This window comes from Bacillus sp. Pc3, from assembly GCF_000815145.1.
In the GTDB taxonomy this organism is placed as follows: domain Bacteria; phylum Bacillota; class Bacilli; order Bacillales; family Bacillaceae; genus Bacillus; species Bacillus velezensis.
The window spans coordinates 3,172,216-3,185,775 of record NZ_CP010406.1 but is presented as its reverse complement, the minus strand read 5'-3'; the positions used below and the strand labels follow the sequence as shown (position 1 = coordinate 3,185,775).

General features: G+C 47.2%; 17 protein-coding genes, 1 pseudogene and 1 other annotated feature. Of the genes and pseudogenes, 9 read left to right on the top strand and 9 right to left on the bottom strand.

The annotated features are described in order from the left end of the window. Positions 1-116 precede the first annotated feature (116 nt). From SB24_RS15350 to SB24_RS20535, 3 genes are all read left to right on the top strand, one after another. Positions 117-344 carry a hypothetical protein gene (locus SB24_RS15350; protein ID WP_007408759.1) on the top strand — a complete coding sequence of 76 codons (228 nt, stop codon included), beginning with the start codon at positions 117-119 and terminating at the stop codon, positions 342-344. A gap of 169 nt (positions 345-513) precedes the next feature. Next, on the top strand, positions 514-1,023 hold the full coding sequence (locus tag SB24_RS15345; RefSeq protein WP_007408760.1) for a type 1 glutamine amidotransferase domain-containing protein: 510 nt from the start codon (positions 514-516) through the stop codon (positions 1,021-1,023). Between the two features lie 142 nt (positions 1,024-1,165). Continuing rightward, positions 1,166-1,294, top strand: coding sequence for a hypothetical protein (locus SB24_RS20535; protein WP_007613134.1), 129 nt, complete (start codon positions 1,166-1,168; stop codon positions 1,292-1,294). Between the two features lie 15 nt (positions 1,295-1,309). On the opposite strand, the gene SB24_RS15340 is transcribed toward SB24_RS20535, so the two are convergent. From SB24_RS15340 to SB24_RS15330, 4 genes and pseudogenes are all read right to left on the bottom strand, one after another. Beyond that, complete coding sequence (locus SB24_RS15340; RefSeq protein WP_039254200.1) at positions 1,310-2,062, bottom strand: SGNH/GDSL hydrolase family protein; 753 nt, start codon at positions 2,060-2,062, stop codon at positions 1,310-1,312. A gap of 197 nt (positions 2,063-2,259) precedes the next feature. Beyond that, positions 2,260-2,487: a hypothetical protein gene (locus tag SB24_RS15335; RefSeq protein WP_038462250.1), complete on the bottom strand. Its 228-nt coding sequence runs from the start codon at positions 2,485-2,487 to the stop codon at positions 2,260-2,262. Between the two features lie 47 nt (positions 2,488-2,534). After that, positions 2,535-2,585: pseudogene (locus tag SB24_RS20675) on the bottom strand (hypothetical protein); the annotation flags it as partial. Between the two features lie 171 nt (positions 2,586-2,756). After that, the gene (locus SB24_RS15330; protein ID WP_014418648.1) at positions 2,757-3,626 is read right to left on the bottom strand and encodes a cation diffusion facilitator family transporter; all 870 of its coding nucleotides are present in this window, start codon (positions 3,624-3,626) and stop codon (positions 2,757-2,759) included. Positions 3,627-3,849: 223 nt separating this feature from the next. Here SB24_RS15330 and SB24_RS15325 point away from each other — a divergent pair, with 223 nt between their 5' ends. The 3 genes from SB24_RS15325 to SB24_RS15315 all read left to right on the top strand — a co-directional run bounded on the left by SB24_RS15325 (position 3,850) and on the right by SB24_RS15315 (position 5,780). Then, positions 3,850-4,656 (top strand): TrmB family transcriptional regulator, encoded by an 807-nt coding sequence (locus SB24_RS15325; RefSeq protein WP_039254196.1) that lies wholly within the window; start codon positions 3,850-3,852, stop codon positions 4,654-4,656. 72 nt (positions 4,657-4,728) lie between these two features. Next, complete coding sequence (locus SB24_RS15320; RefSeq protein WP_015418011.1) at positions 4,729-5,460, top strand: AzlC family ABC transporter permease; 732 nt, start codon at positions 4,729-4,731, stop codon at positions 5,458-5,460. Further along, positions 5,457-5,780: an AzlD domain-containing protein gene (locus tag SB24_RS15315; RefSeq protein WP_039254194.1), complete on the top strand. Its 324-nt coding sequence runs from the start codon at positions 5,457-5,459 to the stop codon at positions 5,778-5,780. Before SB24_RS15320 ends, SB24_RS15315 begins: the two co-directional genes overlap by 4 nt. A gap of 40 nt (positions 5,781-5,820) precedes the next feature. On the opposite strand, the gene sr7p is transcribed toward SB24_RS15315, so the two are convergent. The 3 genes from sr7p to acsA all read right to left on the bottom strand — a co-directional run bounded on the left by sr7p (position 5,821) and on the right by acsA (position 9,386). Continuing rightward, entirely contained in the window at positions 5,821-5,946 is a 126-nt protein-coding gene (gene sr7p, locus SB24_RS20530) for a small protein SR7P (RefSeq protein ID WP_007408768.1), read from the bottom strand. A 119-nt stretch (positions 5,947-6,065) separates the two neighbouring features. Then, positions 6,066-7,331, bottom strand: coding sequence for a tyrosine--tRNA ligase (tyrS, locus tag SB24_RS15310; RefSeq protein WP_007613147.1), 1,266 nt, complete (start codon positions 7,329-7,331; stop codon positions 6,066-6,068). 50 nt (positions 7,332-7,381) lie between these two features. Beyond that, positions 7,382-7,614: a binding site (T-box leader), on the bottom strand. A gap of 53 nt (positions 7,615-7,667) precedes the next feature. Continuing rightward, complete coding sequence (gene acsA, locus SB24_RS15305) at positions 7,668-9,386, bottom strand: acetate--CoA ligase (protein ID WP_007408770.1); 1,719 nt, start codon at positions 9,384-9,386, stop codon at positions 7,668-7,670. A 158-nt stretch (positions 9,387-9,544) separates the two neighbouring features. Here acsA and SB24_RS15300 point away from each other — a divergent pair, with 158 nt between their 5' ends. Genes SB24_RS15300 through SB24_RS15290 form a run of 3 tightly spaced genes read left to right on the top strand, consistent with a single transcriptional unit; the run spans position 9,545 to position 12,009 of the window. After that, positions 9,545-10,177 (top strand): GNAT family N-acetyltransferase, encoded by a 633-nt coding sequence (locus SB24_RS15300; protein ID WP_015240397.1) that lies wholly within the window; start codon positions 9,545-9,547, stop codon positions 10,175-10,177. A gap of 24 nt (positions 10,178-10,201) precedes the next feature. Beyond that, positions 10,202-10,846: an acetoin utilization AcuB family protein gene (locus SB24_RS15295; RefSeq protein WP_039254191.1), complete on the top strand. Its 645-nt coding sequence runs from the start codon at positions 10,202-10,204 to the stop codon at positions 10,844-10,846. Continuing rightward, the gene (locus SB24_RS15290; RefSeq protein WP_039254188.1) at positions 10,843-12,009 is read left to right on the top strand and encodes an acetoin utilization protein AcuC; all 1,167 of its coding nucleotides are present in this window, start codon (positions 10,843-10,845) and stop codon (positions 12,007-12,009) included. The genes SB24_RS15295 and SB24_RS15290 overlap by 4 nt, the downstream gene beginning before the upstream one ends. A 9-nt stretch (positions 12,010-12,018) precedes the next feature. Here SB24_RS15290 and motS read toward each other — a convergent pair whose 3' ends face one another. Continuing rightward, positions 12,019-12,708 (bottom strand): flagellar motor protein MotS, encoded by a 690-nt coding sequence (gene motS / locus SB24_RS15285; RefSeq protein ID WP_039254186.1) that lies wholly within the window; start codon positions 12,706-12,708, stop codon positions 12,019-12,021. Continuing rightward, complete coding sequence (gene motP / locus SB24_RS15280; protein ID WP_007408775.1) at positions 12,698-13,513, bottom strand: flagellar motor protein MotP; 816 nt, start codon at positions 13,511-13,513, stop codon at positions 12,698-12,700. The genes motS and motP overlap by 11 nt, the downstream gene beginning before the upstream one ends. Positions 13,514-13,560 lie beyond the last annotated feature (47 nt).

Sequence of the window (13,560 nt, the reverse complement as noted above, 5' to 3'; positions counted from 1 at the left end):
CAGGAAAAATCAGAAAAACGAAATTGCGGCTGGAAAATTGTGGACTTGCCATGGTGTACTTGTCCGATGCAAAACCCTCCTTGTCAGCATTTAATAAAGTACGGGAGGTGAGATGAATGGGTAAAAAATCGAAAGTGTATTACTGTGACCCTAAGTATATTGTGACTGACAAGTATACTGACAAAGAAGTGGTTTACGTCCATCCCATCAAACACATTAACAGAGAGCATATCCGTTATGTTCCCCGCCACGTTTATAAGGAAGAAACAATTCACGAAGTCATTGATCCGGGCGATCCGGGGAAATGCGGGTGTAAAAAGCAGAAAAAAAGACGCAAAAAGTAATTGGTTCGATTTCTTGCCTTATCTCAGGTTAAACACGTAAGTTTCAGCAGACCTCCGTACCTTTTGGCTCCTCTTTTCCAGAGGGGTCTTTTTTCATAAGCAAATACGTTGTGAGGCGGGAATCCGCCTGATATTCTTGTCATATACAAATTCACAGGAGGCATGATGTATGAGCAAAAAAATCGCAGTTCTGATGACAGATCAATTTGAGGATATTGAATATACAAGCCCGGCGGAAGCATTTAAAGAAGCGGGCCACAGTGTAGTGACAATAGATTTGGAAGCAGGGAAAGAAGTGACGGGCAAGCACGGTGAGAAAGTAAAGATCGATCAAGCGATCTCAGACGCAGACGCCAAGGAATTCGATGCGTTATTGATTCCCGGAGGCTTTTCACCGGATCTTCTGCGCGGAGATGACCGCCCGGGTGAATTCACTAAAGCATTCGTGGAAAATCAGAAACCCGTTTTCGCGATCTGCCACGGCCCGCAGCTGCTGATTGATACCGACCTTCTTAAAGGAAAAGATATCACGGGATTCCGCAGCATCCGCAAAGACTTAATCAATGCCGGCGCACATTATAAAGATGAAGAAGTCGTCGTGAGCCATAACATCGTAACAAGCAGAACACCTGACGATTTGGAAGCCTTTAATCGTGAATCATTGAACCTGCTGAAATAAGAGAAAAAAGCACAGACCCGTTCAGTCTGTGCATTTTTTTATGGATTTATAAAGAAACACCAATAGTTAGACCTATTCTCTCCCCCATCCATAATAAGTAAAATAAAGAGTGGGTTTTTCAACACTCGACGGGAGGTTCGCTATGTGGATGATCATTTTGCTGCTTTTTATTTTAATCGGTTTTACCGGTAATATCGTCTCGCTTTTGAGAGCGCAAAAACACGCATCTCAAAGAATAATTGAGCTATTAGAAAAGCAAAGCCGAAAATAATCTGTTAGCGCTGTGTTACCCATAATAGTAAAAATAATTCCGGCAGATTTCCTGAAATATGATTTGATGCCCTTTCTCGTTCGGATGAAGACCTTCTGACATGCACATGCTGCGGAAAGCGGGATTATACGGGTCGATGAGATCAGTATCAAACAGATCGGCATATGGTACAGAGAGGAGTGTGCAGGCTTCTTTTTGGGCTTTCACATAGTCAGCCAGCTTCAGGCCCAGTTTATTTTTATCAGTATCACGGCGGACGATTTTTCCTTTTGACATTTTGGCTTGTCTCGTTGGGGTCACCACAATGATGCTCGCGCCTTTATTTCCGCTCCGCAGCTGCTGGATCACTTGGCAGAAGCCTCCGTAAAATGTGGTGATATCCTTTTCATCTGTGCCGATGGGAATGTGGTTGCACCAATCATCATCTGTTCCCTGGACAATGATGACATCATGTCCCTTTGTTTTAAGCGCCTGCTGATAAATGTTATCGCTTCCGTTGTTGCTCATATTAACGCCGCTGACAGACAGATTGGTTATTTCAGCGTTTGTCCGGTCTTTCAGAATGTCACCAAAGCCGTATTCCGCACGCAGCCCCCGGGCGACGCTGTCACCTAAGATCGCGATTTTTGAAGCCTTCCGCAGCCTGCTTATGCTGATGAAGTCAACGCTGATATGCCCGCTGTCCGTGATATGCAAAAGCTTGCTGCTGATGTTTGGCAAAGAGACTGTCTTTCCTTCAGAGTTATAAAAATCCTCATTCAGCTTCATTCGGCGTCATCCCTTCCTTTTTATCCTCCGGCATCTTTTTTGACATAAAAAACGGACACGAACAAACAGCGCCATGTTGTCAGTTCAGTGTCCGCAGATGATGATACCGGATCTTTTATGCAGTTCTCTTGCCATTATAGCAGATCTCCGTTACTTGTAATAGAGTCTGCAGTCAGCATTTAAAACAGCGTTTGCGGCTACGTTTTTGATGAGACCGTCTGCTGCGGGAACGGTGTGTCCGGCGATGCGTCCGTCTTCTGCTGCGGGAACGGTGTGTCCGGCGATGCGTCCGTCTTCTGCTGCGGGAACGGTGTGTCCGGTGATGCGTCCGTCTTCTGCTGCGGGAACGGTGTGTCCGGTGATGCGTCCGTCTTCTGCTGCGAGAACGGTGTGTCCGTTTTCTGCTGCGGGAACGGCGCGAACATTTTTTAGAAACCGGTTCTTGGTATAAATACTCCCCTAAACCTTCTCTTTCCGCAACGGCAACTCCATGTTCAATTTCTTTAACAGAAATAGCGTTCAATTCTGTTCACCTCCCTTTTTCTTTACAACATAACGTATGAAATGAACCCCTCACGTGTATAAGCTTATCTCTCATATGAGCGAGAAATAGTCATTTATACAACAAAAAGACCCGTGGGAACGGGCCTTTTGCAGGCATTTTGCCGGGAACAAACGCAAACTTAAGATCGATTTATTTCTTCCTCTCGCTCTCCGGCTCGGGGTGAATCATTACCTGTGCTTGTTTGAATTCATTCGTAATATCTCTTTCAATGCGGTCACACAGGTCATGCACGTCTTTAATCGTCACGTGAGAGGCTACGACCAGGTGAAAATCAATATACTCCTGCGGGCCGGAGCGTCTTGTACGAAAATCGTGAATTTCAATAAATTCCTGTTGAAATGTTTCAATAATCTTTAAAATTGTTTTTTCTTCCTCTTCCGACAAACGGGTATCAATCAGCGGCGGGAATGCTTCTTTCATTAACTTAAACGCTTCATATATGATATACACCGCCAGCACCATACCTATAATGGGATCAAGTATGTACCACTCCGTTACGGTAACGACCAAAAGGCTTGCCGCTACGCCTAATGATGTGTACACGTCAGTCAGTAAATGCAGGGCATTTGATTTCATTGCCACGGAATTAACCTTTTCGGCTTCTCTTTTTACGAACTTCGAAACGATCAAATTAATGAGAGCCCCCGCAAGCATCACAACAATTCCCAATACAGGCAGATGAACCGGCGCCGGGTTGACCAGTTTTTGAACGCATTCATATATCATCCAAATCCCTGCCGCAAAAATCAGAATCGTCTCGATAGTCCCCGACAGATTCTCGACTTTTCCATGACCGTACGGATGCCCTGTATCAGCCGGCTTTTTTGAAATCCTGACGGAGATAAAGGCGATGAAGGCGGCGATCAAATCTAAAAAAGAATGAATGGCTTCAGAAAGTATCGCGACAGATCCGGTTATGATCCCCACCACTATTTTGAGCATGACGACCAGGGAATTGCTTATAACCGATAAAAAAGCGATTTTAGAGGTGTTTTCCACCGTGATCCTCCTCTTTTTAACTTCTTGAATTTATCGTATCAAACGGCATTCGTGTGGGTCTACGGCAACGTTTTTCACAAAAGCCATACATGTAACTCACCATAAACTAAGTTGGAAAGCGACAAAAACAGGCGCACCTTTCTTTCAGCACTCAAGTCCCATTGACAAGATATAACCGCTTACATTATAGTAGTTTCATGAATAACCACTACGGAGGATGTTTATGGAGGATGTTCTGAAAGAATTACAGAAATTTGGATTTTCTCAATATGAATGTAAAGCATATATCGGCTTGTTGAAACACTCGCCTGTTACCGGATATGAAATCAGCAAAAGGTCAGGCGTCCCCCGCTCAATGATCTATGAGGTATTGGGGAAATTAGTTGATAAAGGCGCTGTCCATATTGTGCCGTCTGATCCGGTTACATATGCTCCGCTTGCCGGAAAGGAATTAATCGACCGGCTCCGGCACGATTTCGAGAGCTCATTCGGCTACCTTGAGGAAAAGTTATTGGCGCTGGAAAGCGAGCAGGAGATGAATGTCATCCGCCGCATCAGCACGAATGATCATGTCATCAATGAGATGAAGGATATGATTGAAAAAGCCGAGGAAGAGTTGTGGCTGTCTGTCTGGGAACAGCAGATTCCCTTTATTCAAGAAGCCGCTAACAAACGCGCCGCCGAACAATTGCCCGTCTTTTCGATTGTGTTCGGCCCTCCGGAAGTGAAGCTCGGAAATACGACAAATCATAATATGTCTCCTGAAGTGGCGGAGAAACGGATGGGCGGAAGATTAACGATAGCTGCCCGCGATAATAAAGAAGTCTTAATCGCCAATTTTTCTCCGCAGACGAATGCCTGGGCCATTAAATCAGAAGATCCCGCTCTCGTTCTCGTGGCCATGGAATATATGAGGCACGATCTGATGTTCGCGGAGCTTGTGAAAGAAGTCGGGGCTGAGAAAGTTGAAGGCCTGCTGAAACAAAACCATTCGTTATTTCATGTCGTCACCGGAAATCGGTTCATATAAATGTGAACCGTATTTTCTTTGATTTTTTCATTAGTCGTTATCATTATAATCTCTATGAAAGGAGTATGAAAAATGATTAACACAGAAGTGCAAAAAACCGCCGTTTCCCGGGAAATGAACGATACGTTTTTACAGGGGGTGCGGGATTGTGTGCCTACGCTGCTGGGCTATATGAGCATCGGTTTTGCTTTCGGCATCGTTGGCGTTGCCTCTCATCTAAGCATTCTTGAAATTTGTTTGTTATCTTTGTGTGTCTATGCCGGCGCCGCCCAATTTATTATTTGCTCGCTCCTTGTTTCCGGGAGTCCGATTTCCGCCATTATTTTAACGACGTTTATCGTCAATCTGCGGCACCTTCTGCTGAGCCTGACCATCGCGCCGTATTTCACGAAATACTCTTTGCTGAAAAATATCGGCTTCGGGGCTTTGCTTACTGATGAATCTTTCGGGGTAGCGGTGAACAAAGCGGCTCAGAACGGCAGGTTATACGATAAATGGATGAACGGCCTCAATATAACCGCTTACATGTGCTGGGTTATTTCCTGTGTAATGGGCGGGCTTCTCGGACAATGGATATCTGATCCTTACGCGCTCGGCCTGGACTTTGCTTTGCCCGCTATGTTTGCGGCGCTGCTTGTGCTGCAATTGCAATCGTCCGCTTCGGAAAAGCTGAAGCACAGCCTCTCCTTAATTCTCTATATGATCATTTTTATGGTCTTGTTATCGTATTTCGTCCCGTCACACATCGCGGTCATCGTCTCAACCGTGATTGTGGCAACGATCGGGGTGGTGACGGACAAATGAGCATCAGCACACAAATGATCTGGATTATACTCGGCTGCATGATTGTTACACTTGTGCCGCGCATTGTTCCGTTTATATTTGTCCGGAACATTCAGATGCCTGAGTTGGCTTTAAAATGGCTCTCCTTTATTCCGCTTTGCATTTTGACGGCTCTGGTAACGGAAAGCATGATTGTGAAAACAAACAGTGCTTTGACCTTTGATTGGAAAGCAATGATCGTTCTCATCCCGACATTGCTTTGCGCGATGCTGACAAAAAGCTTATCCATCACGGTCATCACGGGAGTCGTGCTGATGGCCGCCGCCAGGCTGATATGGTGACAATCAAAAGCCTCCATTCCGCAGAATGGAGGCTTTACCTTTATGATGTCGGATTTTCTTCTTCCGTCTCTGATTCCTCGGCTTTGGCTTCGGCGTTTATGCTTTGCTGCTGTTCCCAATGATCCCGCTGCAATCTTTCTTTTGCGATGGTAAACATGAAATTCACGGCGCAGCACCCCTTCCCTGTTTTGCTTATACTATGTACTGTACTCATTTCCCCGTGCAGTATTCACAAAACATAAAAAAGCAGCCTGCCGCATTGAGCGGCCGGACTGCTTTTTATTTTCAGTACGTGATCAGGAAGTATTTTTTCTTTCCGCGGCGCAGTACGGTAAATTGATCTTCAATGCGGTCTTCCGCAGTCAGAAGATGCCCGATGTCCGTCTGGCGCTCGCCGTTAATGTAAACAGCTCCGTTTTGAATGTCTTCGCGGGCCTGCCGTTTTGAAGGCGACAATTTTGATTCCACAAGCACGTCTACTAAAGACAGTTCTTCAGAGCGGTCTTTTTCAAACGAAGGTACATCTTTAAATCCTACCTTGACGTCTTGAGCGGAAAGCTCTTTAATATTGCCGCTGAACAGCGCCTGAGAGATATGAACGGCCTGCTCAAGCGCTTCGCGGCCGTGTACAAGAACAGTCACCTCTTCAGCGAGACGTTTCTGCGCTTCTCTTTTCTCAGGAGCCGTCTCCGTTTTTTCAGCATAAGCTTCAATTTCCTCTTTTGATAAGAAAGTAAAGTATTTTAAGTATTTGACGACGTCGCGGTCATCTGTATTGATCCAGAACTGGTAGAATTCGTACGGCGATGTTTTTTCTTTATCAAGCCAAATGGCGCCGCCTTCCGTTTTGCCGAATTTCGTGCCGTCAGCTTTTGTGACGAGCGGAATGGTAAGACCGAAAGCTTTCGCCCCTTCTTCTTCTGATTTTCTGATCAGTTCAAGACCGGCCGTGATGTTGCCCCACTGGTCACTGCCTCCGATTTGGAGTTTGCAGTTCTTTTCTCTGTACAGATTCAGAAAATCGTAGGATTGCAGGATCATGTAGCTGAATTCCGTGTAAGAAATTCCGGTTTCAATTCTTGAGCTTACAGTATCTTTCGCAAGCATGTAGTTAATTCCGAAGTTCTTTCCGACGTCACGGAGAAATTCAATAATGCTCAGCTTTCCGATCCAGTCAAAGTTGTTCGCTATGACAGCGGGGTTTTCTCCGGCCTCGAAATCTAAAAATCGGGAAAGCTGATTTTTAATTTTTTGCGACCATTCGACAACGATATCCTGAGTATTTAACGTACGTTCCGCTTTTTTGCCGCTCGGATCGCCGATCAGTCCCGTCGCACCGCCTACAAGCGCAATCGGATGGTGGCCTGCAAGCTGGAACCGGCGCAGTGTCAATATCGGCAGAAGGTGTCCGATGTGCAGGCTGTCAGCCGTCGGGTCAAACCCTGAGTATAAACGGATTTTTTCCTCGTTCAGCTGTTTATTCAGTCCTTCTTCATCCGTCATTTGCTGGATTAAGCCGCGGAATGATAAATCCTCTAATAAGTTAGTCATTTTGTCTGCTCCTTTGTTTATGAAAATAAAAAACGCCCCTTCGTTTAAAACGAAGGGACGATATAATCGCGGTACCACCCTACTAATAAAAGCATAAAAAAGCTTTTATCACTCTTTTTGATAACGGACCGTGTCCGTTCTTTCACTACTGAAAGCCTTGGAATGGCTTTGTTCGCAAAAACGGTTCATGAGTGTATTCGGCATATCTTATGTGCTGATTTTCACCGGCCATCAGCTCTCTTGAACAATCAGATACCCTACTTGTCTCAATCAAAACCTTTTCGTATGAAGCTTACTCATTTTTAACATAAATAAGATACGATGTCAACGCCGTCTTTAATCTTCCATTGTGGACAGGTCGCCTGCCGGCAGGTTCAGCTCCCACGCCTTCAGCACACGTCTCATGATTTTTCCGCTCCGTGTTTTCGGAAGTTTATCTTTGAATTCAATTTCCCGCGGTGCGGCATGCGCGGCAAGCCCCTGTTTTACAAAGAGGCGAATGTCCTCCTTCAGCTGATCGGATGGCTCATGCCCTTCTCTGAGCGCGATAAACGCTTTAATAATTTCTCCCCGGACAGGGTCCGGCTTTCCGATGACGCCTGCTTCGGCAATCGCCGGATGTTCAACAAGTTTGCTTTCGACTTCAAACGGGCCGACGCGCTCGCCGGATGTCATGATGACATCATCGACTCTGCCTTGGAACCAGAAATAACCGTCTTCATCCATATAAGCAGAATCTCCGGAAACATACCAGCCGCCCGGCATGAAATAAGAATCATATTTCTCTTTGTTGTTCCAAATGGAATCCATCATCGACGGCCAGCCCTTTTTAATGGCGAGATTCCCCATTCGGTACGGCGGAAGCTCATTTCCCTGATTGTCAACGATCGCCGCTTCCACTCCCGGAATCGGTTTCCCCATTGAACCCGGCTTGATCTCCATGCAAGGATAATTGCAAATGAGCTGTCCGCCCGTTTCTGTCATCCACCACGTGTCGTGGATGCGCTTGCCGAATACTTTATGTCCCCACTTGATGACCTCGGGGTTCAAAGGTTCTCCGACACTCAGGACGTGACGAAGTGAAGTAAGGTCAAATTTGGATGCCATTTCATCTCCGGCGCCCATAAGCATTCTGAAAGCCGTCGGAGCGCTGTACCAGACGCTGACACCGAGCTTCTCGATCGTGCCGTACCAGTTTTCCGGACTGAATCTGCCGCCGACGATCACATTCGCCGCTCCGTTCAGCCACGGCGCAAATATCCCGTACACCGTCCCGGTCACCCAGCCCGGGTCCGCAGTGCACCAGTAAATATCGTCTTCTTTAAGATCAAGCACCCACTTGCCGGTCTGGTATTGCTGAATCATGGCTTCATGAACGTGGAGCACACCTTTGGGCGTTCCGGTAGATCCTGATGTGTAGTGAAGCAGGTAGCCGTCTCTTCTGTCCATCCATTCGATATCAAGTCTCGTGCTTTCTCCCTCAGCCGCTTTATCATAATGAATGATTTTATCTCCCGCTTCTTTGCTGCCGCCGACAATGAAAATATGCTCGAGGTCGGGCAGGCTGTCCGCCGGAATCCGTTCGGCCAGTTCAGGTGTCGTCACGACAACCTTTGCCTGGCTGTTCAACAGGCGGTCTTTGACGGCGCCTTCCATAAACGCTTCAAATAAAGGACCGGCGATCGCACCGATTTTAATTGCGCCGAGCATGATAAAGTAAAGCTCCGGCGAACGCGGCATGAAAATAAAAACGCGGTCCCCTTTTTCCACGTTTCCATACCGTCTCAGTACATTTCCCGCCCGGTTCGATTCCTCCATCATTTCTTTAAATGTGTATTTTTCATCCCGGTTTGCGTCCTTGTAATACAGCGCTACTTTGTTTTTTCGAAATGATTCGGCATGACGGTCAATCGCTTCGTACGCCGCATTCAGCTTCCCCGTCTGATGCCAGGAAAATGCCGCTTCGACCTCTTTCCAATCGAAGCTGCGGTACGTTTCCTCATAATTTCGCAGATGATAATTCCCCTTTTCCGCCGGCAGCGCTTTCAAATTCATGCAACATCCCCCTTTGCTTATCTATAGACTAATTATAGTAGATGTTCACAGTTTTCTCAATTTTTAAAATATAAATTACAACACTATTGAAAACGCTTTATATTTTGTTATGCTTAAAAGAGATGTGTTTTTATTAAGAACCGACAGGCGGTGAATCAGTGAAACATCATAAAACGTACCATTCTTCATCAATTCAGACAGCAGCCGGCCCTCTTTTAGTAGAAGGGCCCGTTCCTCCAGAGGACCTAGCACAGTATGAGTTTCATGAAGGCCTGACAGCCTTTCGCCTTCCTCATGAACAGCACAAAGCGTTAATCGAGATCGCCGGGCTTCCTGAAGGGCGGATCATTATTGCCAGGGACGGACAGACGATTATCGGCTATGTGACGTATTTATATCCTGATCCGCTTGAACGGTGGTCTGACGGAAATATGGAAGACCTCCTTGAACTCGGGGCGATCGAGGTCGCTCCCGGCTACAGGGGCTGTTCTGTCGGAAAAACTTTGCTGACAGTCAGCATGATGGATGAACAGATGGAACGGTACATCATCATGACGACGGAATATTACTGGCATTGGGATTTAAAAGGAATGAAAAAAGATGTGTGGGAATACAGAAAGATCATGGAAAAGATGATGAATGCCGGGGGTCTTGTCTGGTTCGCAACGGATGAACCGGAAATCAGCTCTCATCCGGCCAATTGTCTGATGGCCCGCATCGGCAGGCACGTCAGTCAGGAGTCAATTGAACAGTTCGACAGGCTTCGTTTTTATCAGCGATTTATGTATTGACTGACATACAAAGGGGATAAAAAGATGATTGCAGAACAAATCATGAAACGGGACGTCATCACCGTCTCAAAACACGACTCCATTGAAACAGCCGTCCGTAAAATGAAGATATATCATATCCGCCATCTCCCTGTCATCGACGACGAGCTGCACGTCATCGGTATTGTCACAGACAGAGACATTAAACAGGCCGGCCCCGGCAGCTTTGAACAAAAGGAACGCGGCGCATTTCTGACAAACAAAGTGGAGACCATTATGATGCGGAATGTCATCTGCGCCCATCCGCTTGACTTTGTGGAAGAAATATCCGCTTCCTTTTATGAGCACGGCATCGGCTGTCTGCCGATTACGGTAAACCATAAGCTGACGGGCATTTTAACGAAAACCGACGTGCTCCGGACTTTCGTCAGCCTGACAGGCGCGGCCCAGCCGGGATCACAGGTGGAAATCCTGGTGACGGATATGACAAAAAGCCTTGCTGATCTCAGCTGCATGTGCCGCGATCTTCAGCTGCAAATCCTGAGTGTGCTCGTCTATCCCCATGATTCCGCCGGGTCGAACATTCTCGTCTTCCGGGTGAAGACGATGAATCCGCTCCCTTTTATCCGTGCCGTTCAAGAAGCCGGATACAATGTCTTATGGCCGAAACATTTGAGGGATCAGCCATGAGAGACAGCGTTTTTGTTTACTCGCCTTCTTATCAGACGTATCAATTTCATCAGGAACATCCGTTCAATCAGCGTCGTGTGCTTTTAACATACGATCTGCTTCAGGCGGCGGATGCGTTTGACGAAGGAGATATCGTCACACCGCGCACGGCCGCTAAAGAAGAGCTGGCTCTCGTTCATACGGAGGATTATATACAGGCGGTGGAACTAGCGGGTGCGGGCCGGCTCCCTGCCGCAGAAGGAGAAAGCTACGGTCTCGGAACGGAAGACACCCCCGTTTTTGCCGGCATGCATGAAGCCGCGTCACTTCTGGTGGGCGGCACCTTAACGGCGGCTGATTATGTCATGACGGGACAAGCCAGGCACGCCTGCAATTTAGGAGGCGGCCTTCACCACGGCTTCCGCGGCAGGGCCTCAGGCTTTTGTATCTATAATGACAGCGCCGTGGCCATCCAATACATCCAGAAGAACTACGGGGCAAAAGTGTTATACATTGATACAGACGCCCATCACGGCGACGGCGTTCAATTTACGTTTTACGACAGGTCTGATGTCTGCACTGTTTCTTTTCACGAGACCGGGCGTTATTTATTTCCCGGGACGGGACAGGTACTGGAAAAAGGAAGCGGGCAAGGCTACGGCTATTCTTTTAACATTCCGCTGGACGCTTTCACAGAGGATGATTCCTTTCTTCACGCTTACAATACGGCCGCCTCAGAAATCGCGGCTTTTTTCAAGCCGGATGTGATTCTTACCCAAAATGGTGCGGACGCCCATTATTACGACCCATTGACACACCTGTCCAATACAATCTCCATTTATCAGGAGATCCCGCGGCTTGCTCATTCATTAGCCCATCAATATTGCAGCGGCAGATGGATCGCGGTCGGCGGCGGCGGATACGATATTTGGAGAGTCGTCCCGAGAGCATGGAGCCGCATTTGGCTTGAGATGAAAGGGATTGATCCCGGGGAACGCATACCGCAGAAATGGATTGATAAATGGCAGAAGCACTCCCCCTGCACGTTGCCCGCTTTTTGGAGTGATCCTGAACAATTATATCCTCCGATTCCCCGCAAAGATGAAATTTCAGAAAAAAATGCCCAAACCGTGGAAAAAGCACTTTTTGCCATCCGGTCTGAGCAGCGGTATAAAACAAAATAAAAAACGACCTTATGAGGAGGTCGTTTTTTTGATCACAATTTCTACACGGCGGTTTTCTTTCATATGTCCGGGACTTTTGTTGTCCTTCACAGGTTTCGTATCCGCATACCCGGCAGAGATAAACCGTTTGGCGGAAAAGTCTTCATTCGCGGTAAAATACCGGATCACACTCGCCGCTCTTGCAGACGACAGCTCCCAATTTGACGGAAATTGATAGGTGGAAATCCGGCGGCTGTCCGTATGGCCTTCTACCTGTATGTCATTCGGAATTGTTTTTAAAAGCACCGCGATCTGATGCAGAACCGGCTCGGCGTTTTTCAGCACATCCGCTTTTCCTGTCTGAAACAGAACGGCCTCCTGCAGCACCAGAACCACTCCGCGCTCATCGCGCTTCGCTGTCAATTTCGAACTCAAATGATGCGCTTTTATGTATGTCTTCACGTTTTGCAGGAGCAAATCCTGTTCTTTATGTTCATTTGCTTTGTCTGATGACGCCGGTTCACCCCCGCTGCCGTTTGTATGAATCGATGAAACGGCAGATTGAAATTTTTCCGCGTCTATTTGCGACATCGAAAAAAGCAATATAAAGAACACGAGAATGAGCGTGATCAAGTCAGCGAACGTCACCATCCATCTCGGTGAACCGCCGGAATGTTCCGGTTTGTTTCTTCTTTCAAAACGCTCTTTTCTAAGCTTCATGGACAGCGCCCTTTTTCTTGTTCGCAGGCTGTCCTTTACGCCAGTCTTCTCTTGAGCTGAAGACGACGAGCTGACTTTCGAGGTTGCGGGGATTTTTGCCCGATTGGATGCCGACAACCCCTTCGATCATGACCTGTTTGATGAAAATTTCACTTTCCGTTTTTTCTTCAAGCTTTGCCGCGATTGGGATAAATACCAAGTTGGCAAGCAGCGCTCCGTACAGCGTCGTCAATAGCGCAACGGCCATGTTCGGTCCGAGGGTATGCGGGTCATTTAAGTTTTTGAGCATGAGAACGAGTCCGACGAGCGTCCCGATCATTCCCCAGGCGGGTGCGAAATCACCGGCTTTTTCAAAAACGCGTCTTCCTTTTCTGTGTCTTTCTTCCATTGCGGCGATCTCAGAATCCATTACCAGCCGGATCGTTTCCTCGTCCCAGCCGTCAATCGCAAGCAAAAGCCCTTTTTTTAAAAACGGATCCTTGATCTCACGCGCCTGGTCATCCAGAGACAGAAGCCCCTGCCTGCGCGCCTGCTCCGAAAGGCTGACAAATACTCTGACAAGCTCTTTCACATTGTCATCCTGACGGGAGAATACCTGTTTCAGAACAGAAGGGGTTTTCTTTAAATCCCTCGGCGGAAAGCTGATAAAGATCGCCGCAGCAAGGCCGCCTGTGACGATTAAAAAAGAAGTCAGATCTAAAAATGAACTGATTCCCGCCAGTCCCGTCCCTGACAGAATACCGATTGCGACAATAATACAGCCTAACATAAAGCCAACGGGCGTCAGATAATCAAAACGTTTCATATCTTCTCCTTACTCAAGTAAAAAAGCAAGATTCCACCCCTCAGAGT

Excerpts from the sequence above, each read along its gene's own strand:
- SB24_RS15350 (WP_007408759.1), top strand. The coding sequence starts at position 117 with ATGGGTAAAAAATCGAAAGTGTATTACTGTGACCCTAAGTATATTGTG.
- SB24_RS15345 (WP_007408760.1), top strand. The coding sequence starts at position 514 with ATGAGCAAAAAAATCGCAGTTCTGATGACAGATCAATTTGAGGATATT.
- SB24_RS20535 (WP_007613134.1), top strand. The coding sequence starts at position 1,166 with ATGTGGATGATCATTTTGCTGCTTTTTATTTTAATCGGTTTTACCGGT.
- SB24_RS15340 (WP_039254200.1), bottom strand. The coding sequence starts at position 2,062 with ATGAAGCTGAATGAGGATTTTTATAACTCTGAAGGAAAGACAGTCTCT.
- SB24_RS15335 (WP_038462250.1), bottom strand. The coding sequence starts at position 2,487 with ATGTTCGCGCCGTTCCCGCAGCAGAAAACGGACACACCGTTCTCGCAG.
- SB24_RS15325 (WP_039254196.1), top strand. The coding sequence starts at position 3,850 with ATGGAGGATGTTCTGAAAGAATTACAGAAATTTGGATTTTCTCAATAT.
- SB24_RS15320 (WP_015418011.1), top strand. The coding sequence starts at position 4,729 with ATGATTAACACAGAAGTGCAAAAAACCGCCGTTTCCCGGGAAATGAAC.
- SB24_RS15315 (WP_039254194.1), top strand. The coding sequence starts at position 5,457 with ATGAGCATCAGCACACAAATGATCTGGATTATACTCGGCTGCATGATT.
- tyrS (WP_007613147.1), bottom strand. The coding sequence starts at position 7,331 with ATGACTAACTTATTAGAGGATTTATCATTCCGCGGCTTAATCCAGCAA.
- acsA (WP_007408770.1), bottom strand. The coding sequence starts at position 9,386 with ATGAATTTGAAAGCGCTGCCGGCGGAAAAGGGGAATTATCATCTGCGA.
- SB24_RS15295 (WP_039254191.1), top strand. The coding sequence starts at position 10,202 with ATGATTGCAGAACAAATCATGAAACGGGACGTCATCACCGTCTCAAAA.
- SB24_RS15290 (WP_039254188.1), top strand. The coding sequence starts at position 10,843 with ATGAGAGACAGCGTTTTTGTTTACTCGCCTTCTTATCAGACGTATCAA.
- motS (WP_039254186.1), bottom strand. The coding sequence starts at position 12,708 with ATGAAGCTTAGAAAAGAGCGTTTTGAAAGAAGAAACAAACCGGAACAT.
- motP (WP_007408775.1), bottom strand. The coding sequence starts at position 13,513 with ATGAAACGTTTTGATTATCTGACGCCCGTTGGCTTTATGTTAGGCTGT.